22 protein-coding genes are annotated in these 19,460 nt (G+C 33.8%); 11 read left to right on the forward strand and 11 right to left on the reverse strand.

Going from position 1 to position 19,460, the window contains the following annotated elements:
* The first annotated feature begins 26 nt into the window (after window positions 1–26).
* The 4 genes from OZP09_RS13275 (at window position 27) to OZP09_RS13290 (ending at window position 5,396) form a co-directional block, all read left to right on the forward strand.
* Window positions 27–1,718 (forward strand): ribulokinase, encoded by a 1,692-nt coding sequence (locus tag OZP09_RS13275; protein WP_269234212.1) that lies wholly within the window; start codon window positions 27–29, stop codon window positions 1,716–1,718.
* On the forward strand, window positions 1,702–2,403 hold the full coding sequence (locus tag OZP09_RS13280) for an L-ribulose-5-phosphate 4-epimerase (protein ID WP_025570946.1): 702 nt from the start codon (window positions 1,702–1,704) through the stop codon (window positions 2,401–2,403). The genes OZP09_RS13275 and OZP09_RS13280 overlap by 17 nt, the downstream gene beginning before the upstream one ends.
* Window positions 2,404–2,596: 193 nt before the next feature.
* Complete coding sequence (gene araA / locus OZP09_RS13285; protein WP_269234213.1) at window positions 2,597–4,105, forward strand: L-arabinose isomerase; 1,509 nt, start codon at window positions 2,597–2,599, stop codon at window positions 4,103–4,105.
* A 109-nt stretch (window positions 4,106–4,214) separates the two neighbouring features.
* Window positions 4,215–5,396: an aldose epimerase family protein gene (locus tag OZP09_RS13290; protein ID WP_269234214.1), complete on the forward strand. Its 1,182-nt coding sequence runs from the start codon at window positions 4,215–4,217 to the stop codon at window positions 5,394–5,396.
* A 147-nt stretch (window positions 5,397–5,543) separates the two neighbouring features.
* On the opposite strand, the gene OZP09_RS13295 is transcribed toward OZP09_RS13290, so the two are convergent.
* Window positions 5,544–6,416, reverse strand: a complete 873-nt coding sequence (locus tag OZP09_RS13295; RefSeq protein ID WP_269234215.1) for a Dam family site-specific DNA-(adenine-N6)-methyltransferase — start codon at window positions 6,414–6,416, stop codon at window positions 5,544–5,546.
* Window positions 6,417–6,503: 87 nt separating this feature from the next.
* Here OZP09_RS13295 and OZP09_RS22670 point away from each other — a divergent pair, with 87 nt between their 5' ends.
* The 5 genes from OZP09_RS22670 (at window position 6,504) to OZP09_RS13315 (ending at window position 9,656) form a co-directional block, all read left to right on the forward strand.
* Window positions 6,504–6,758, forward strand: a complete 255-nt coding sequence (locus OZP09_RS22670; RefSeq protein WP_432419434.1) for a helix-turn-helix domain-containing protein — start codon at window positions 6,504–6,506, stop codon at window positions 6,756–6,758.
* Window positions 6,742–7,593 carry a DUF7687 domain-containing protein gene (locus OZP09_RS13300; protein ID WP_269234216.1) on the forward strand — a complete coding sequence of 284 codons (852 nt, stop codon included), beginning with the start codon at window positions 6,742–6,744 and terminating at the stop codon, window positions 7,591–7,593. Before OZP09_RS22670 ends, OZP09_RS13300 begins: the two co-directional genes overlap by 17 nt.
* Window positions 7,594–7,991: 398 nt before the next feature.
* Window positions 7,992–8,405, forward strand: a complete 414-nt coding sequence (locus OZP09_RS13305; protein WP_269234217.1) for a helix-turn-helix domain-containing protein — start codon at window positions 7,992–7,994, stop codon at window positions 8,403–8,405.
* 243 nt (window positions 8,406–8,648) lie between these two features.
* On the forward strand, window positions 8,649–9,116 hold the full coding sequence (locus OZP09_RS13310; protein ID WP_269234218.1) for a hypothetical protein: 468 nt from the start codon (window positions 8,649–8,651) through the stop codon (window positions 9,114–9,116).
* 69 nt (window positions 9,117–9,185) lie between these two features.
* Window positions 9,186–9,656, forward strand: coding sequence for an OsmC family protein (locus OZP09_RS13315; RefSeq protein WP_269234219.1), 471 nt, complete (start codon window positions 9,186–9,188; stop codon window positions 9,654–9,656).
* An 82-nt stretch (window positions 9,657–9,738) separates the two neighbouring features.
* Here the strand turns inward: OZP09_RS13315 and OZP09_RS13320 are convergent, their stop codons facing one another.
* The 4 genes from OZP09_RS13320 to OZP09_RS13335 all read right to left on the reverse strand — a co-directional run bounded on the left by OZP09_RS13320 (window position 9,739) and on the right by OZP09_RS13335 (window position 12,355).
* The gene (locus OZP09_RS13320; protein ID WP_025570960.1) at window positions 9,739–10,395 is read right to left on the reverse strand and encodes an aspartate kinase; all 657 of its coding nucleotides are present in this window, start codon (window positions 10,393–10,395) and stop codon (window positions 9,739–9,741) included.
* A 117-nt stretch (window positions 10,396–10,512) separates the two neighbouring features.
* Window positions 10,513–10,884 (reverse strand): YraN family protein, encoded by a 372-nt coding sequence (locus tag OZP09_RS13325; protein WP_269234220.1) that lies wholly within the window; start codon window positions 10,882–10,884, stop codon window positions 10,513–10,515.
* Window positions 10,885–10,924: 40 nt separating this feature from the next.
* Window positions 10,925–11,437, reverse strand: a complete 513-nt coding sequence (locus OZP09_RS13330; RefSeq protein WP_269234221.1) for a hypothetical protein — start codon at window positions 11,435–11,437, stop codon at window positions 10,925–10,927.
* A gap of 21 nt (window positions 11,438–11,458) precedes the next feature.
* Window positions 11,459–12,355, reverse strand: coding sequence for a S66 peptidase family protein (locus OZP09_RS13335; protein ID WP_269234222.1), 897 nt, complete (start codon window positions 12,353–12,355; stop codon window positions 11,459–11,461).
* A gap of 225 nt (window positions 12,356–12,580) precedes the next feature.
* Between OZP09_RS13335 and OZP09_RS13340 the strand changes: the two genes are divergently transcribed.
* Together OZP09_RS13340 and OZP09_RS13345 are read left to right on the forward strand one after the other, a co-directional pair.
* Window positions 12,581–13,672 carry an endonuclease/exonuclease/phosphatase family protein gene (locus OZP09_RS13340; protein ID WP_269234224.1) on the forward strand — a complete coding sequence of 364 codons (1,092 nt, stop codon included), beginning with the start codon at window positions 12,581–12,583 and terminating at the stop codon, window positions 13,670–13,672.
* Between the two features lie 158 nt (window positions 13,673–13,830).
* Window positions 13,831–14,364 carry a 3-hydroxyanthranilate 3,4-dioxygenase gene (locus OZP09_RS13345; RefSeq protein ID WP_269234225.1) on the forward strand — a complete coding sequence of 178 codons (534 nt, stop codon included), beginning with the start codon at window positions 13,831–13,833 and terminating at the stop codon, window positions 14,362–14,364.
* 236 nt (window positions 14,365–14,600) lie between these two features.
* Here the strand turns inward: OZP09_RS13345 and OZP09_RS13350 are convergent, their stop codons facing one another.
* The 6 genes from OZP09_RS13350 to OZP09_RS13375 all read right to left on the reverse strand — a co-directional run bounded on the left by OZP09_RS13350 (window position 14,601) and on the right by OZP09_RS13375 (window position 19,162).
* Complete coding sequence (locus OZP09_RS13350; protein WP_269234227.1) at window positions 14,601–14,978, reverse strand: ASCH domain-containing protein; 378 nt, start codon at window positions 14,976–14,978, stop codon at window positions 14,601–14,603.
* 52 nt (window positions 14,979–15,030) lie between these two features.
* Window positions 15,031–15,384, reverse strand: a complete 354-nt coding sequence (locus tag OZP09_RS13355) for a hypothetical protein (protein WP_281309517.1) — start codon at window positions 15,382–15,384, stop codon at window positions 15,031–15,033.
* Window positions 15,385–15,521: 137 nt separating this feature from the next.
* Entirely contained in the window at window positions 15,522–15,755 is a 234-nt protein-coding gene (locus OZP09_RS13360; RefSeq protein ID WP_269234230.1) for an HNH endonuclease, read from the reverse strand.
* A gap of 4 nt (window positions 15,756–15,759) precedes the next feature.
* A complete protein-coding gene (locus tag OZP09_RS13365; protein ID WP_281309518.1) occupies window positions 15,760–17,253 on the reverse strand; it encodes a PIN domain-containing protein in 1,494 nt (497 codons plus the stop codon).
* Window positions 17,253–17,771, reverse strand: a complete 519-nt coding sequence (locus OZP09_RS13370; protein WP_269234234.1) for an ATP-binding protein — start codon at window positions 17,769–17,771, stop codon at window positions 17,253–17,255. The genes OZP09_RS13365 and OZP09_RS13370 overlap by 1 nt, the downstream gene beginning before the upstream one ends.
* 50 nt (window positions 17,772–17,821) lie before the next feature.
* On the reverse strand, window positions 17,822–19,162 hold the full coding sequence (locus OZP09_RS13375) for a serine hydrolase domain-containing protein (RefSeq protein ID WP_281309519.1): 1,341 nt from the start codon (window positions 19,160–19,162) through the stop codon (window positions 17,822–17,824).
* Window positions 19,163–19,460 lie beyond the last annotated feature (298 nt).

A 19,460-nucleotide genomic window follows, 5' to 3' on the forward strand; every position in this document is an offset into this window, starting at 1 on the left:
ATTTGTCGTCATTAAATGAATTTGAAATGAAAAACTATGTTATAGGATTAGATTACGGAACAGATTCTGTTCGTGCAGTGCTTATAGACACTGAAAATGGACAGGAACTGGCATCAAATGTTTCTCATTATAAAAGATGGAAAAACAAACAATATTGTGACGCTTCTATAAATCAGTTTCGTCAGCATCCTCTGGATCATATTGAAGGACTGGAAATTACCATTCAAAATGTTGTTAAAGAAAGCAAAGTTGATCCTGCCGCCATAAAAGGAATCTGTATTGATACCACAGGATCTTCTCCGGTTCCGGTTACAAAAGATGGAATTCCACTGGCTTTGACAAAAGGTTTTGAGGAAAATCCAAATGCAATGATGGTGTTGTGGAAAGATCATACTGCCATAAATGAAGCAAACGAAATCAATGAACTGGCAGTAAGCTGGGGCGGTGAAAATGTAACAAAATATGTAGGTGGAATCTATTCATCAGAATGGTTTTGGGCAAAAATCCTGCACATTGCCAGAGAAGATGAGGCCGTAAGAAACGCAGCCCACACCTGGTTAGAGCACTGCGATTTAATGACCTATTTATTAATTGAAGATAAAGATTTAAAAACATTCAAAAGAAGTCGTTGTGCAGCAGGTCACAAAGCCATGTGGCACCAGGACTGGAACGGACTTCCTCCTGTTGAATTCTTAGAAAAACTACATCCATATTTAGCTGCACTTCGTGTCAATTTATACGATGAAACCTATACTTCAGATTTGGTAGCCGGAAAATTGAGCAAAGAATGGGCTGACCGTTTAGGACTTACGACAGATACAGTTGTAGCTGTTGGAACTTTCGACGCACATTCTGGAGCAGTTGGGGCTAAAATTGGCGAAAATACTTTGGTACGTGTAATGGGAACTTCGACTTGTGATATTTTAGTTGGTTCTTATGATGAAGTAGGCACCAAAAACGTTCGCGGTATCTGCGGTCAGGTTGACGGATCTGTGATTCCGGGCTATATCGGTCTTGAAGCAGGTCAGTCTGCTTTTGGAGATTTACTGGCCTGGTACAAAGAATTGCTAATGTGGCCAACAGAACAATTGTTAGGTTCTTCATCCATTTTAAATGATGCTCAAAAAGAACAATTAAGAGAAGAATTCAGTGATAAATTAATCGTAGAATTAACCAAAGAAGCTGAAAAAATTCCATTGTCTGAAAGTGTACCAACCGCTTTAGACTGGATCAACGGACGCAGAACCCCGGATGCAAATCAGGAAGTAAAAAGCGCCATTTCAAACTTATCATTAGGATCAAAAGCACCTCATATTTTTAAAGCTTTAGTAAACGCAATCTGTTTTGGATCTAAAAAAATCGTGGATCGTTTTGAAGAAGAAGGGGTAAAAATTGACAGCGTTATCGGTATCGGTGGTGTTGCCCGTAAATCGCCTTTCATCATGCAGACTTTGGCAAACGTTTTAAACAAGCCAATTAAAGTAGCCCTGTCAGATCAGGCACCGGCTTTGGGAGCTGCAATTTATGCCGCTGTCGCTTCCGGGATTTATCCAAATGTAATTGAAGCCAGTCAAAAAATGGGAAGTCCTTTTGAAAGTGAGTACACACCACAACTTGACAAAGTAGCAGCTTACAATAAACTGCTTATTGCTTACGAACGGTTAAGTGCTTTTGCAGATCCATCTATTAAAATTACAGAAAATGAGTTCTCTTTATAAAGATTTAAAACAAGAATGCTACGAAGCCAACATGCAGTTAAATGCATTGAATCTGGTAGTGTATACTTTTGGAAATGTAAGTGCAGTTGACAGAAAAAATGGTGTTTTTGCCATTAAGCCAAGCGGTGTTCCTTACGAAGATTTAAAGCCTGAAGATATTGTGATTGTTGATTTTGACAACAATATCATAGAAGGAACAATGCGTCCGTCATCAGACACCAAAACGCATGCTTACTTATACAAAAACTGGCCAAACATTGGAGGCGTTGCACACACACACGCAACCTATTCAGTAGCCTGGGCGCAATCTCAGCGAGATATTCCAATCTTTGGGACAACACATGCAGATCACTTAACTGCTGATATTCCGTGTGCTCCGCCAATGGCAGATTCGCTTATCGAAGGAAACTACGAACACAATACCGGAATTCAGATTTTGGATTGCTTTAAAGAAAAAAATCTTTCCTACGAAGAAGTAGAGATGGTTTTGATAGGAAACCACGGTCCGTTTGCCTGGGGAAAAAATGCAGCAAAAGCGGTTTACAACAGCAAGGTTTTAGAAGTCGTAGCCGAAATGGCGTACCTGACTTTACAAATAAACCCGAATGCACCAAGACTGAAAGATTCATTGATAAAGAAACATTACAACCGTAAACACGGAAAAGATTCGTATTACGGACAGTAAAAATTTAGTTTCAGGTTTCAGGTTTTTTTGTTTCAGGTTATTGGAACGCTGAACTTGGAATCTGCAACTTAAAAGAAATAAAATAAATAATAAATAACAAAGATTTTCAGCATTTCAAAAACTTGAATAGACAGTCCTGATCGAAAAGGAGAAGCAAACTTGAAACCTGAAACTTGAAACAAAAAATAACAAAATGATTGACATTTCTCAAAAAGAAGTATGGTTTGTAGTAGGAAGCCAGGAATTATACGGTGAAGAAACACTAAGAAAAGTAGCAGAACATTCTCAGATAATTGCAAAAGGATTAGGAGAATCATCTCAAATCCCTGTAAAAGTGGTTTATAAAGATGTAGTAAAATCACCGGCTCAGATTTTAGATGTTTGTTTAGCGGCAAATACAACGAAAAACTGTATCGGTCTGATTACCTGGATGCATACATTTTCACCGGCAAAAATGTGGATTGGCGGATTGAGTATTTTGAAAAAACCATTATGTCATTTACACACACAATACAATGCTGAAATTCCATGGGGTTCTATCGATATGGATTTCATGAACCTGAACCAATCAGCTCACGGAGATCGTGAATTTGGTTTCATCATGTCCAGAATGCGTAAAAAACGCAAAGTGGTTGTAGGACACTGGGAAGACGAAAGAGTTCAGAAAAAATTAGGCATCTGGACAAGAGTAGCTTTAGGATGGGACGAGCTTCAAAACTTGAAAGTAGCACGTATTGGAGACAATATGCGTGAAGTTGCTGTTACAGAAGGTGATAAAGTGGAGGCTCAAATACGTTTCGGAATGTCGGTTAACGGATATGATTCTTCTGATGTTACCAAGCATATTGAGAAAGTTACTGATGCCCAATTAAACGATTTATTGGCAGTTTACGAAACTTCTTATAACTTAACGGATTCTTTAAAAGAAGGCGGAGCACAAAGAAGTTCATTAGTAGAAGCAGCAAAAATCGAACTAGGTTTAAGAGCTTTCCTTGAAGAAGGAGGTTTTGGAGCTTTTACAGATACATTCGAAAACCTTGGTGCATGGAAACAATTACCGGGAATCGCAACACAAAGATTAATGGCAGATGGTTACGGTTTTGGTGGAGAAGGTGACTGGAAAACAGCTGCTATGGTAAGAGCATTAAAGGTAATGAACATTGGTCTTGAAGGCGGAACTTCTTTCATGGAAGATTACACCTATCATTTCACACCACAAAAATCATACGTTTTAGGATCTCACATGTTAGAAATCTGTCCATCTATTGCTGACGGAAAAGCTTCCTGCGAAGTGCATCCTTTAGGAATTGGCGGAAAAGAAGATCCGGCTCGTTTGGTATTCAACTCACCTGCAGGAGAAGCTATCAATGTTTCATTAGTAGACATGGGGAACCGTTTCCGTTTAATCGTAAACGAAGTGGTTGCTGTAAAACCTATGGCTGAATTGCCTAAACTTCCGGTTGCCCGTGTATTGTGGGATTGTAAACCAAACCTTGACATTGCTGCTACAGCATGGATTTTAGCAGGAGGAGCACACCATACAGTGTACAGCCAGGCAGTTACAACTGAATTTATGGAAGATTTTGCAGATATCGCCGGAATTGAATTATTGGTGATTGATGAAAAAACAACTATCAGGGATTTCAAAGATAAAATTAATGCAAACGAAGCGTACTATCATACGTTTCAGCACGGATTATAATCTGGTCCAAAGTCGAAGGTCATAAAGTCATAAAGATTGGTTAACTTTGGATCAATTGGCTTTAAGACTTTCGGCTTTAAGACTTTACTAACTTAAAAAACCAGTATTTATGAATGTATTAAAACGTTGTGCTTTCGGAATTACGATAATCGGTTTGGCAGCACTTTCTGTTCAATGTAAAAGCGATAAAAAAATGGAGTCGAACACAACTCAAAACGCAAAAGATTCTGTAACAATTGTAAAATCGGATTACGGAACAACTCCAAAAGGAGAAAAAATTGAAAGCTACAAGCTGAAAAACCAAAACGGAATGGAAGTCGATATCATCACTTTTGGTGGTATTATTACAGATCTGAAAGTGCCAAATAAAGATGGTGTTTCTGAAAATGTGGTTACGGGATTTACTTCTTTGGAACAATACATGAAACCAAATCCGTTTTTCGGAGCTTTGATCGGACGTTTCGGAAACCGAATTGCAAAAGGTAAATTTACATTAGACGGTAAAGAATATACGTTAGCAATCAACAATACACCAAATGCCCTACACGGAGGACCGGAAGGTTTTTTCAGGGCTGTATGGAAAGCAGAAGAAGCTAAATCAGGAGAAACAGCTGTTTTGAAATTATCGTATTTAAGCAAAGATATGGAAGAAGGCTACCCTGGTAACTTAAAAGTTATTGTAACCTATACGTTAACGAAAAACAACGAACTGGAGGTACTTTACGAAGCAACTACAGATAAAAAGACCGTTGTAAACTTAACGCAGCATACGTATTTTAACCTTTCAGGTGATTTCTCTAAAACAATTTTAGATCATGAACTTACGTTGAATGCGGATAAAATTGTTCCTGTGGATGCTACTTTAATTCCAACTGGTGAATTACAGGATGTAGCCAATACACCTTTCGATTTCAGAACACCAAAATTAATTGGAAAAGATATTGATGCTAAAGACGAACAATTAATAAGAGGAAAAGGCTACGACCATTGCTGGGTACTCAACAATCCTGAAAAAGGGAAAACCGTTATCGCTAAAGCTTACCATCCTGCAAGCGGGAGAGTTTTGGAAGTTACCACAGACGAACCTGGAATTCAGTTCTACTCCGGAAATTTCCTTGACGGAACTTTACCAATGCGCAACGGCGGAACTTATGCGCACAGAACAGGTTTTTGTTTAGAAACACAACATTATCCAGATTCTCCAAACCAGAAAAACTTTCCAACGACAGTTTTAAATCCGGGCGAAAATTATAAAACGAAAACAACCTTTAAGTTTTCAGTAAAAAAATAAGTTTAATCAGTTTTGTTAGTTCAAAAAACCTCGAAAGTTGTTATTTCGAGGTTTTTTTGTTTCTATTTGAATTTTATACATTTTAAATAAGAAAAATTTAAAGACTTTAATTGCGAATTATTGAAGTCATGTATCCATTATCCTTAATTAATAGCTTAGTAATAAACGATCAGAAACGTTTTCATTTTCTAAAGTTTGACCTTCTAATTGAAATCTTCTCAACATAGATCTTCCGCAATTTACATAAAGTTCCTTCTCAAAAAGACCATGTTCAATCGGTAAATCACAAAGTAAGTTTCCAGATTTTTTGTGCCCGTCAATACTAAGGGCAACACGAACACCTTTTGATTTTGCTTTATCAATTTCTAATAATAAATCTTCTAATTTAAAATCTTGTGCTCCGTAAAGAATTGTTTGACTATGGGAATATGGAGGATCACAATAAATTAAATCACCATATTTTGCTTGTGAAAAGGCTTCTCTATAATCACAATGCTCAAAATCAACTTTACTTAGACGATTCTTCCATTCATTTACACGTTTAGAAAAACTTTCGACAGAAATTGGTTCATGAACACCACAAGGAGTAGACATATATCCATCAGCTTTACGAAAACGAATTATTCCTCCATAGCAAGAACGAGTTAAAAAGAGAAAATCTGCACCGTTTGGTTTTGCATTATATGAAGCTAAAACTCTTTTATAAACTTCATCTTTAGCTTCTTCTCCTATTTGATTTCTTCTTTCTGCATACCAATCTATGAGTTCATTAGAATTTGCTTTTAGCATTTTCCAAATTTGCATTAATGGTTCGAAAGTGTCAGAACCCAATCCATTATGTGGAGCTACTGTGGCTAGAATTGCACCGCTTCCTAAAAATGGTTCAAAATACCTTCCATAATGTGTTGGAAAGCTTCGTGTAATTTCTGCAGCAAATTTTTGTTTATTTCCAACCCATTTTAGTAACTGTGATTTTGGCGGATAATATGTTCCATACTTTTCTTCTAAGGTGAGTTGCATATACTTTGTAGATTTATTTTCAAAGGTAATAAATTTGCGCTATTATCCTATTTTGGGATATTCTGTTTTAGGATATATTTTTGAAATGTGAAAAAATCGCTTAATAGTAAGGAAAATAAATTACTACTCGAACTGCTATACCAGCTTCGAGTATCTTCTGGATTACGCCAATCCGATCTCGCAGACTTACTAAAAGTCCCTCAATCTTTCATTAGTAAAATTGAAAGTGGAGAAAGAAGAATCGATTTCATTGAACTTCGAGAAATTTTAAAGTGCTTCAACACGAACATGATTGAATTTCTAACAGAATTTGAAAATAAAATAAATGCAAGCAGAAAATAAGTTTTTAAAACAACCTCAAGAATTTTGGGCAAATGTAAAACTCATTAGTCAAAAAGTAGGTTATACAAACAGAGGGCTAGGAACTATTAAAATTCCATCTATTGAAGAAATTGTAACTGCTTATGATAGGCTCGGGTTAGATTCAAGTAAGATTGTTTTAAAAAATGAAGTAACAGTTTTTGGTAGTTTACTTATTGAATATTTTCAGTTTCGGGCTGATTTTCTTACTAATCATATCGAGCCAAATCTTCAGAACCTAAAACAAGCGAAGGATTTATACACAAAATTAAAAGCTGATTTAAAACCTACATGTCCTGAACCTTTGAATAAGCAAAAAGGAGAAAAACAAGGTCCTGCATATTTTACTTCTATTATAAATATGTTAATTGAAGCAAATTCAGTAGGATATGACTGTAACTATGATCCAAAAGAATTATCTGCATTCACTCACGATAATTTTCCTATTCGCAGTTTATCTCGAAGAGTTGATGGATCATTTCCGAATGTTATAAACCCAATAGCTTTGTGGGAAATAAAAGAATATTATTATACAACTACATTTGGAAGCCGTGTTGCTGATGGAGTCTATGAGACGCAACTAGATGGTTATGAACTGAATGAAGTTCGTGATCATTTAGGGAGAAAAATTCATCATTGTTTAATGATCGATGACCATAATACTTGGTGGGGAATGGGGAAATCATATTTGTGCAGAATATGTGACATGTTGCATATGGGACTTGTGACTGAAGTTATTTTTGGAAAAGAAGTAGTTACTCGTATACCTGCACTCGTAAAAGAATGGACAAAACAATTTGACGAAGAGGCTAAGTAGAAAAAACTCAAAAAGTAATTTTTAATCTAGGTTGATTTTTAAATTTAGTTCTTGTGATTGAAAATACGGTATTAATTGCGAAATCATTTAATAACTGTCCTTCGAACACCTTTTCAAAGCAGCAATAAATGAGATTCTAACCCGAATCTAGTAACGACTTCCAAATTTTACGGCAAAAGTTATAAATCGTCATTTAAAGGAAGACGAGTTTTGGGTATTTCGGTTGTAAAGCGTTTCAATCAGTTATGTAAAAAATCTTGGTTTAATAACCTAAAGTCTAATTTTATAAGAACTTATGACCAGCAACCTGACAACAATGCCGTAAAAATGTCGCAAATAAACCGCTATAAAAATTACAGTTTCATAATAGTTTTGTCCCAAAATAAACAGAATTAATTATGAAAGAAATCGGAGAAAAAATCAGGGAAGTCAGAAAGAAAAAAGGGCTGTCTCAGGAAGAGCTGGCAGAATCATCTAAAATAAATTTAAGAACCATCCAGCGAATCGAAAATAACGAAAGCGAACCACGCGGCAAAACGCTCCATTTGATTTGTGAAGTTCTCGACATAAACGCAGAGGACATTTTAGATTACGGGAAAAAAGAAGATCATCATTACTTGATCATTTTGCATCTTTCCGTGTTAGCGTTTTTATTTATTCCGGTTGGAAATATTATTCTCCCTTTAATTTTATGGATGACCAAAAAAGATAAAATTATAGGTATGAAAGAAGCTGGCGCTAATCTTTTGAATTTTCAGATAATATGGTCTGTTTTTTGCTTACATTTCAATAACGCTTTTCGCCTTATTTAAAATTATGCATTGGGGTCCTCACGATATTTTGTTTTATGTAGTGGCTATACTTTACGCATTAAATGTAATTCTGCCGATACTGTCTGCTGTTAGAACAAGAAATGGAAATACACAAAACGGGTATCCGAAGTTAATTAGAATTATAAAATAGTGAAAACAATTTTCAAAATCCGTTTGTTGAGATATTAAGCTAGTAGTGGAATAGTTTTTGTCAAATGAAACTGAACGTCTTTTTAAAATAATATGGAAAATAAAATCACTATACCAAAACCTTGTAATGAAAATTGGAATTCAATGTCGCCAGATAAAAATGGCAGATTTTGCAATTCCTGCAATAAAACAGTAATCGATTTTACAAAGATGAAGAACGCTCAAATCCATAAATATTTCACTGAAAACTCAGACAAGGAAAGGATTTGCGGGCATTTTAAATTGAATCAGATTGAAAGCGAAGAAAGCATTAAATACGAAAAAATAAGAAGCAGACTTAGCCGAATTAAAATAAAGCCAATTCAAAAAATCGCGCTATTTTCATTGGGCTTAGCTTTTACTTTAACAAGCTGTATGGGCAAAGCAGTTGTAGATGGCGAACCGGCTGTAAAAAGCAACGATACAATAAACGAAAGTGAAATTAATCACCATGTAGAAAATGGCGAAAAGCAGAATGATTCTATAAAAAAGGAAAATATTCAGGTAAAAATAAATAAATAAGGATTTAATAAAAATTAGTTATTAATTACTCCCATTAGTTCCGTATTAATAGATAATATCAATTAATTTATGACATTTAAGCATCTTTTTAAAGCAGCAATAAACTGGACTTCAAACCCGAATCCGATAAGACCAATTTCAAAATCCTACAGCAAAAGCCATAAAATTTCAATAGAAGGAAAACCAATTTTAGATGTTTCCGCAGCAAAAGCATTCAAAGGCGATCCCGACTTATATAATCCTGAGGATTTACTTTTAAGCAGTCTGGTTTCCTGCCACATGATGTCGTATTTATATGCGTGTTCCCAAAACGGAATTGAAGTTTTAGAATATACTGATAATGCCGAAGCAGTCCTTGAAGTTTCTGCTGATGGAAGCGGCCGTTTTACAGAAGTCCGTCTGTACCCAAAAGTGAAAATTGCTAATCCCGATAAAATTCAGGAAGCTTTAGAGCTGCATAAAAAAGCCAATCAATTGTGTTTTATTGCAAATTCCTGTAATTTTCCGGTTCTTCATAATGCCACTTGCGAAACAGCATAAAAAAAGAGACTGTTTTGAGAACAGCCTCTTCGTATATTGTCTTTTTTTTTCTTTTTTTTGGATTGGGTTTCTCGGAAGAGAATTAATTTTTCAAATCTTTGATTACTTTAAAAGCAACATCAACCTGCTCTTCTCCTACCAGGATCGTAAATTCGTTTGAAGTTGAAATTACCTCATTTATAATAATTCCTTCCCAGGCTAAACGCTGAAAAATGAAATAATAAATTCCAGGAACTACAATATTTTCTTTTGGTAATTTTACAGTAATAGAAGCCAGATTATCTAATTTCTGAATCAGTTTTTCGCGAATAAAATGTTTCTCCACTAAATGGTTGATACTGCTACTTACTACGATATTGGTTTCGTTTACACCGCGTGATGAGGTATAGAATATATCAGACAGTACATTAATATCAGAAATCAAATCGGCCTGTTTATTTAAAACAGTGTCAGAAGCAGCAAAAGTGTAATCTGTCAATTCAGAACGAACCGTGATTTCACCAATGTTTTTTATGACTTTGTTGATTTTGTGGTTCAGTTTAAAGTCTAACTCTTCTGTCAGTCTTTTTAGGGACATTACGACAGCACCTTGTTTAACTTCTTTACCGAATTCACTTTCCAGTTCGGTCATGATATTACGCGACAGGGAAGTCAGGTTAATAATTCCAAGAGAAAGTGCATTGAGTAAAAATGGCTTTGTCTTGATGTAATTTTCTACAATAGAAGAAACGGTTTTCATAATCTTTAATTGTTTTTGAACGTAATTGTGTTAGTTTGGTTTGTTTGAGATGTTATAAATCTCTGCAAATATAAATTAAAAAACAATTTGTTACAAATATAACAATAAAAAATTATGTTAAAAATGATAAAAAGCGTCAGTAAGATGCTCAACAGCAAATGTTTCCTGAGTTTTATGGATGGCAATTATATCAAAACGGATTTCTAAATTATCTTCAAAATCCTTTTCCCTATCGTTTATGTAGGCATTTACTGCTTTTATGAGTAATTGAATCTTTTTTGGTTTCACAAATTCCTGCGGCAAACCGAAATCTAAACTTGATCTTGTTTTAACTTCGATAACAGTAACGATATTTTCTTTTTTGGCAATAATATCAATTTCGGCTTTTTGAAAAGTCCAGTTTCTTTCTAAAATTGTATAATCATTTTGAAGCAGAAATTCTACGGCTAAATCTTCACCTTTTTTTCCGAGTTCGTTGTGTTCAGCCATTTTTGGAGTTATTGATTATGAGCTGAGGATGAATTTGCAGCTAAATTGTTAGTAATGCTTTTATATACTTTCTTTCATATTGTGTGTCGAAACCAATATAATTTATGTCACTGAATTTAATAACTTTAATATCGATCCAATTAGAATCTTCGTCAAGTAAATGTAATTCGACACATTCATTTTTTACAGATAGAATTTTTGCAAGATAGAATGAATCCTCATTGCCGTATGTAAATATTGAAACTAATTTTGATTTTAGACTTTTTAATGAAGTTGCAATATCTAAAAATTTGTTTAAGTCAATTTTTGCTATTAAATCTTTAGAATTATCGTTTTTTAGTTCTAAGTAATTATCTTCATTCCACGTACAATATTTTTCAACATCATTATTTTTAACAATCGTAAATCCATCAAACTCTCCTTTTGCTTCATCAAAATTAAGTAGCAGCATTATTTCTGAGTTCGCAATCAAACACATTCCTGTATAAACAGCATCAACATTTGGAGCCAGATCTATATCAATAATTAGTCTTTTTTCAGCTAAGTCTTCCACTTATAAAAGAACCATTAATTTTTATTTAAAAACAACAGTACTTCCCGAAGCATTCACTTCAATAGAAACTGTACTTCCCATAACAAGCGCGCGATTATCCTGAATGTGGCCCGCCGGAAAATTAAAAATCACCGGAATATTATATTTTTTGGTTACATCATCAATAATTTCCAGCGCATTTTTTCCCCACGGAATTTCATTGTCCTTCATCTTCGTCATACCGCCAATAATGATTCCTTTCAGGTTTTCGATACAGCCGTTGCGTCTCAGATTCATCATCATACGGTCAATATGATACAGGTATTCGTCTAAATCTTCGATAAATAAAATCTTGTCTTTGCAGTCAATTGCTGATGGCGATCCTAATAAACTGTATAAGATAGAAAGGTTTCCACCCACTAATTCGCCCGTTCCCTGACCAAAACGATTCATTTGATGCGGAGCAACCGAATAAGACAAAGGTTCACCAAACAAAGCCGATTTCATAGAACTAATCGCAGCCGGTGTCGCACGCGGAATAGTAACCGGCATCACACCATGAATCGATTTGTAACCCATTGTGTTTAAATGATTGTGCAAAACCGTAACATCACTAAAACCAATAACCCATTTAGGATGCTGCTTGAATTTTGTAAAATCAAGTAAATCTAACATTCTCACAGTTCCGTAACCGCCACGGACACACCAGATGGCTTTTATATTCGGATTATCCATTTGTTTTTGAAAATCGGCAGCACGCTGTTCGTCTGTTCCGGCCAATTGATGGTAATCCAAACCAATTGAACTTCCAATTACAGCTTCTAAACCCCAGCTTTTGAGTAAATCTATGGTAGGTTTTAAATTATCATCTATGTTTTTTCGGGCTGTTGCTAAAAGAGCTACAGTATCTCCTTTTTGTAAATAAGGTGGTGTTATCATGTTTTGTTGGGATTGACAGGTAAAGCATTGTAAAGCAAAAATAAGGAATACGAATTTGCAAAAAGCAAAAGGGCTGTTTATAAGAAGGAACCTGCTTGTATTCATTTTCTTTTTGGCTTTTGGAATTTATTTATAACAAAGATAAAGATTTAAAAAAATAAAATTAATTGAAATTTCTTACAAATGTAAAAATTCATTAATTTCAGCGATTAAAAAAATCATTTTATGCGAATCATTATCCTTAGAATTTGTTTTATTTTCTTGTTTTCGATTACAACTTTTGGTCAGGCCAAAAAATATAGCATTCACACAGTTGCTTTTTACAATTTCGAAAATCTTTTTGACACGATTGATGATATTTACACCAATGATAATGAATGGACACCAAACGGAACGCAAAACTGGACAACAGAAAAATACAATCAGAAACTCCAGAATCTTTCTAAAGTCATCTCAGAAATTGGTAAACCGGAAAATCCAAATGCACCTGTTTTGATTGGAGGTTCGGAAATTGAAAACAGAGGCGTTCTAGAAGATTTAGTCAAACAGCCCAAATTATTGTCTTTTGATTACGGAATCATCCATTTTGATTCGCCGGATAAACGCGGAATAGATGTGGCATTATTATATCAGAAGAAATATTTTAAACCCGTGACTTTTTCGAATATACCTTTATATATATTGAAAAATAAAAATGTACAAGAAGAGAAAAAAGAAGAAGCAACAGATGCGGAAACAACAATGGCAATTCAAAACAATCGTGTTTTTACCCGTGATCAGCTTTTGATAACCGGTTTTCTGGAAGGAGAAGAAATTAGTATTATTGTCAATCACTGGCCGTCGCGTTCCGGTGGAGAAAAACCCACAAGCGAATATCGCGAAGCAGCCGGAAAATTAAACCGTAAAATAATCGATTCGCTGCAACAGATCAATCCAAACGCAAAAGTGATTACGATGGGCGATTTAAATGACGGTCCTTATAATAAAAGTATAAAAGTGGCTTTGGGGGCAAAAGCCAAAAAAGCAGAAGTCCCGGAATTTGGCACTTACAATCCGTTTGAAGAAATGGCAAAACGCGGCATGGGAACGACAGCCTTTCGGGATTCATGGGACATTTTTGACCAAATCATCATTACAGAATCATTCATAAAACCTGATTTCTCATCATTCAAGTTCTGGAAAGCGGGAATTTTCAACAAACCCTTTCTTATACAAACTTCAGGAAAATACAAAGGTTATCCGTTGCGGCACAGTACAAATGAAGTAGGTTACAGCGATCATTTTCCGGTTTATATTTATCTCATAAAAGAAATGTAAACGTAGAGGCGCACTGCAGTGCGTCTGAAATTGCCCTAGATATTTAATGGGCATCTAAAAAGACCTGATCTCAATATAAAAGACGCACAGCAGTGCGTCTCTACAAATTTTCGTTACCTTAGCGTCTCAGAAACTTAGCAACTCAGAACCTTTAAAAAATGGCTATAGCAAAACCTTTCAACCTGACAAAATGGATAGACGAAAACCGTCATTTACTAAAACCTCCTGTTGGAAATAAAAATTTATACGTAGACTCCGGCGATTATATTGTCATGATTGTAGCGGGTCCAAATGCTCGAAAAGACTATCATTACAACGAAACTGAAGAACTTTTCTACCAGCTGGAAGGCAATATAAAAGTAGTAATCCAGGAAGATGGCGAACGCAAAGAAATGGTTTTGAATGCCGGCGATATGTACCTGAATCCTGCTAAAGTACCACATTCTCCCGTTCGTTCAGAGGGTTCTATTGGTTTGGTAATAGAAAGGAAACGTGCAGGATTAGGCTATACCGATGGTTTGCTTTGGCATTGCGACAACTGCAACCATAAATTATACGAAGTGTTTTTTGAACTGCACAATATCGAAAAAGATTTCCTGCCGCATTTTGAACATTTCTACAATTCAGAAGATTTAAGAACCTGCGATAATTGTGGAACTGTGATGGAATCTGATCCGAGATTTGTTAAATAAAAATAGTCTTATTTAATAAAAATGGGTAAAAACTTAAATAAGATTTTTTTAAATTAATAAAAACGTCAAAAAACTTAAATAGTAGTTTTTAAAATTAACTAAAACCGATAGATTTTAAAAAAGACTATCGGTTTTTTTAGGAGCTATTTCCCGCTATTCGTTTCAATCTTTTTTTCGATAAAGAATCTCAAAAAAGGATTTCCACTTCTTTCGGGGCTAAAACCAACATATCATAATTATTCATTTGACCAGTATGCAAATGACTGAGGAGGAGATAAATTATAATCTGCTTTTAAACATTTAGGATTTTCAAATCTATTTTTATTTTTAATTTGAATAGCGAAACCCTGTTCTCTATTTTCAAAATACTCATAAAAATACTCTTCAGTTATTCCTGAATATTCTTTTGTTTTATCCCAAAGGGTTTTTAAATCTAAATTAAATATTTCGGCTATTTCAAATTCACCAATTACTTTTTGAACAGGAGAAGAAGCATAAACCAAAACTGAAGTAACATTCTGGTTTTTGAAAATAGATTTTCTGAATTCAAATTTTTTTGTCCCATCAAATATTTTATTTGCAAATTGGGGCTTGATTGATAGTACTACTTTCATAATTATTTTAAATAAATTGTGCATCAAATGTAATATAAATTTACATTTGAGATTAAACAATAATAATTCTTTCTTCGGGTTCCTTAAATTTATAATTTTCCTCTAAAATTACATTTTCTACCAAAGGAACAAAAAATTCAAGGTAGTAAAGCTTAAAATGTAAAAACACTAATCCATTATCTTCATAATGAATATCCATAAAACAATGATAGTCATCCCAATATTTTTCTTTTAAATACCTATTGATTAAGTTATTATTTTCTTTTTGAATATAAAACGAAGGTAAATCTTTGATTCCAGTTAAAGCATATTTTCTAGCAGGATTAAATCTTTCTTCAAAAACTAATTTATTGTCATTGGCTCCGATAGTTTCAATCCCTATTTTTAAGAGAGTACGTAAAACCATATCGGTTTTTTTTTGTTTGTGCTGGAATAATTGTATGTTTTTTTTGTCCGGTTTCAAAAGAATTTTTAAGCACTTCATTGGGTTCATAAATTATTGTCCCTGATTTTCCTCCTGAAATTAAAGTCCCTTCCCAATACTTAAACCAAGGAGCTTTTTGTTGGAATTCCTAAAAGAGTTCTAAAATTTACAAATGGATAATCTGCCAATGCTTGTTGTTCAATAGAAGAGCCAAATATATTTTGACAATTATCACAAAATAATCCTTCAGGTAAAATTGCCCAATCACCACCTCCAAGGCTATCTGGAAGAATATGTTCTTTTGTGTTAAACTTTGTTTCATCAGTTATCAAACAAAAAATACATTTTTTCATTTTCTTAATATGCAAATTGTAAAAGTTTATCAAATTGTTCAACTGTTATTTTTGAAAATCCTCTTGGTACATTTTCATAGCTTGATATGATTCCATTATCAACTAACCATTCAAGGTTAGGTCTTTTCCTAAATGAGTATGTATATAGAAAATTAACAATAAAAGGTGTGTTTGCAGGATTATGATTCCAATGTTTAGATAATTCTTCGTTTGAAAAGACACTTCTTTTTCTGCATAACAAAAGAAACTCTTCTTCAGTTTCAATATTTAAAACAGATGATTCAACTATTCCTAATGTTGTAGCAACTCCTTTATATTTTCCACCTGTCATATAAAAAACTATAATATCACCAGATTTCAAATTTTTTTCATAAGAACGTGAAATATATACTTTACTCAAAGCATTTCTATGAGGGTAGTTTTCAATGAAATCTTTTGGAGACTGGTTATTCAATATTGAATCTGGAAATAATTCCGTATGATATTCCGGATAAATGGGAACAATAAAAATATTTTGTTGTCGGGAAAAAAAAGGGAATGTCAATTTTGGATTTTCAATATTAATTAGTTCTCTATTGAAAGTCCTAACATAAACTTGTTCATCACCATTGTGAGTTGATTTTATACCAAAATGATTAAACCCCCATGACTTTAATAAATCTATTAATCTTTCTTGTTCTTCTCTTTTATCAAAAATTGTAACATATATTTCATCAACTCTATATTGTAGAGCATTATCAAAAATTATTTTTAAAAATCTCTCGCCTATTTTATAACCGTTTGCAGTTACTTTAAATGTGCCAATTTTTAATCTCTTTTTAGGTTGAAAAACCGGAGAAATATTAGAATAATTCTCATTTTCATGTTCTCGTTTTATAAATAAAAAAGCGGTTAATTGATTATCACTATAACAGACATAACAAATATCATCTGCTTTTTTATTAAACCATTTGTCAAATTCAGCATAATCCTCCCTAAAGCTATCAAAGAACTGATCTCTTATATTCACTTTCGCAAAATCAACTTTTTCTACTGATAAAACTTTATAATCAACTAATTCCGGATTTTCAGATATTACTTTTTCTAAGAAACTTTGAATTTTAAAAACTTTATCTTCTATCCCAAGAAGCTTTGCTTTAGAGTGTATTTTTTTATCTTCAGAAATTAAAATATCGACTCTGCTTTCATAAACTTCATTAAGAATTTGAGTATCATTTATGTCGTTATCCTGATTGTCAATTTTTTTACTGACGTTTAATATTTCTTCTCCTAAAGGAGCTTGATGCTTAAGCAAGTTATAACTTTGGATTTTAATACTCATTGTATCAAGAGCATTTGGATCTTTATATCTTTCTAATTCTTCAACTGTTAAGGGATGAATATATTTTGAATATTTAAGATTATCAATCCATTTGAAAAGTTGTCCAATTTCAGGCTTATATATCTTACTTGCTTCTCTATGGATAATGATATTAGTATCGAGTAAAATTTTCATCATTAAATAATTTCTATTAATCGATTATAATTTCCGTTTTTTATTTCGATATAAGGAACTGAATACTTATTTGAAAGATACTTTGCATATTCGATTTCCATTAGTTGCAATTGATTTAAAACTCCTACATCGTAAATTTTATAGTCTCTCGATTGTAATCTTTCGGCAACTTTTTCAGCATCATCAATAACAATTGCTATAATTTTTGGATTAATTTGATCAAAAGTATCTTCATCGACTCTTTTTGAAACTCCATTTGAATCTAATAGGCAGAAATGTCCATCCAAAAGATATGTTTCGTCTTTTTTTATTAGATTTTTCAAGCCTTCTACTAATCGGTTTTGTGATGAGGTAATATCTTTTACAAGTTTATTATTGCTATCGCTAATTTCTTCCCATTTTAAAACTTGACTTGCAGTTATATGTATTAATCTAGTCTTAGATGCTATTTCTTTACAAATAGTTCCTTTTCCTACACCATGAATCCCACCGATAAAATATATGTTTTCAAATACCTCCATGAAATGAATTTTTCGACTAATATATTAAAAAGAATGAAATGGCTTACAAATTATTTCACACATCCAATAATTCCTTTCAAAAACCCATTAAAATCAAAAGCTGGATCTTCCGTCAATCCCATCCTTACAATCACCATATCTTTTGATGGAATAATCGCTACCATTTGTCCCTGATAACCGTTGCAGTAAAACATGTCGCGAGGTGCGTCCGGGAATTTTCCACCGGCATTGAGCCAAAATTGTGCACCATATTTTCCTTCAGAAGTATTAGTTGGTGTTGAGGTGTATTTTACCCAGCTTTCATCGAGAATCTGTTCGCCGTTCCAATTGCCTTTATTCAGATATAATAATCCAAATTTAGACCAGTCACGTGCCGTTGCCCATGCGTATGAAGAACCTACAAAAGTGCCGCTCATATCCTGCTCGACAATCATTGAACTCATTCCGATTTTATCAATAACGGCGTTGTACCAAAAATCAAGATATTCTTGTTGGGTTTTGAATTGTCTTTTTAAGATAAGCGACAATAAATTGGTTGTTCCTGAAGAGTAATTCCAATGTGTGTTGGGTTTAAACTGAGCCTGTTTGTCCAGTTGTACTTTGCCCATATCTTCGGCCTGAAATAGCATTTTCGTAGCATCGCAAATGGTGCTGTAATTCTCTTCCCATTCTAAACCTGAATTCATATGCAGCAGATCGTTGATGGTGATGTTTTTACGCTCGTCATTCTGCCATTCTGCTACCGGAGCCGGTTTGTAGATATCAATTTTTCCTTGTTTGGCAAGCACTCCAAAAGCCGAACTAGTTATGCTTTTGGTCATGGACCAGCCCAGAATCCGGCTGTCTTTCGTAAATCCGGTATCATATTTTTCGGCAATGAGTTTGTTTTTATATAAAACTACTACGGCGCGTGTTCTTTTCAATTTTCCACCCGATTTGTCAAAAGCATTGTCAATTGTTTTTTGTAATTGGGTATAATCAATATTCGAAAAAATAGTGTCTTTCGGATCAACATTTCCATAAGGGAAAGGCAAAGTTTTGGCTTTTAATCTTCTGGGAAGCAAATACGGTTTCGAAACATCAAAATCATCATTTATCAGAGTAGCTCCCAAGCCTTCACGGTAAATGGCTTTTCGTTCTTTTAATCCGTAAACATTCGAAGTGGCAAATTTTCCTGCCTCATTAATAGTATTTGTTGCCAGATCAATTAGTTTAATATCATTGTCGGTTTTCTCGATTAATTCTTTTGAACGGTTATCCAAAAAATGGCCTGAAGCAATACTTTTGGCTGAAAAGCCTGAAATCAGATCCAGTTTTGGGTAAGTGGTAAAACCAAAATAAAGAATTATCAAAAGAAGAAGAATGCCAAGTAATTTGAGAATTTTTTTCATATTTCGATACAGCTGTTTTTTATGCAAGATAAATAATTTAAGGTCACGATTTTAAGTCGTTTAGTTTGAATCATAAACTTCTAAATAAACACATAGACAACATAGTTTTAAGTGAAAAAAAGAATATAAAAGAGAAACTTATTTCTCAACACATAGCTATGTTTTTTTGGAATAAGTGAAACGCCTTTTTACACTTACAAAATCTATGTTTCTATGTGTTAAAAAATAATGGATTAAGTTATTAAAATATGGAATGATAGCACTATAAAAGGAAATTATAGAATTGGCGGATAAAACA

This window comes from Flavobacterium flavigenum (assembly GCF_027111255.2).
In the GTDB taxonomy this organism is placed as follows: Bacteria; Bacteroidota; Bacteroidia; order Flavobacteriales; family Flavobacteriaceae; genus Flavobacterium; species Flavobacterium flavigenum.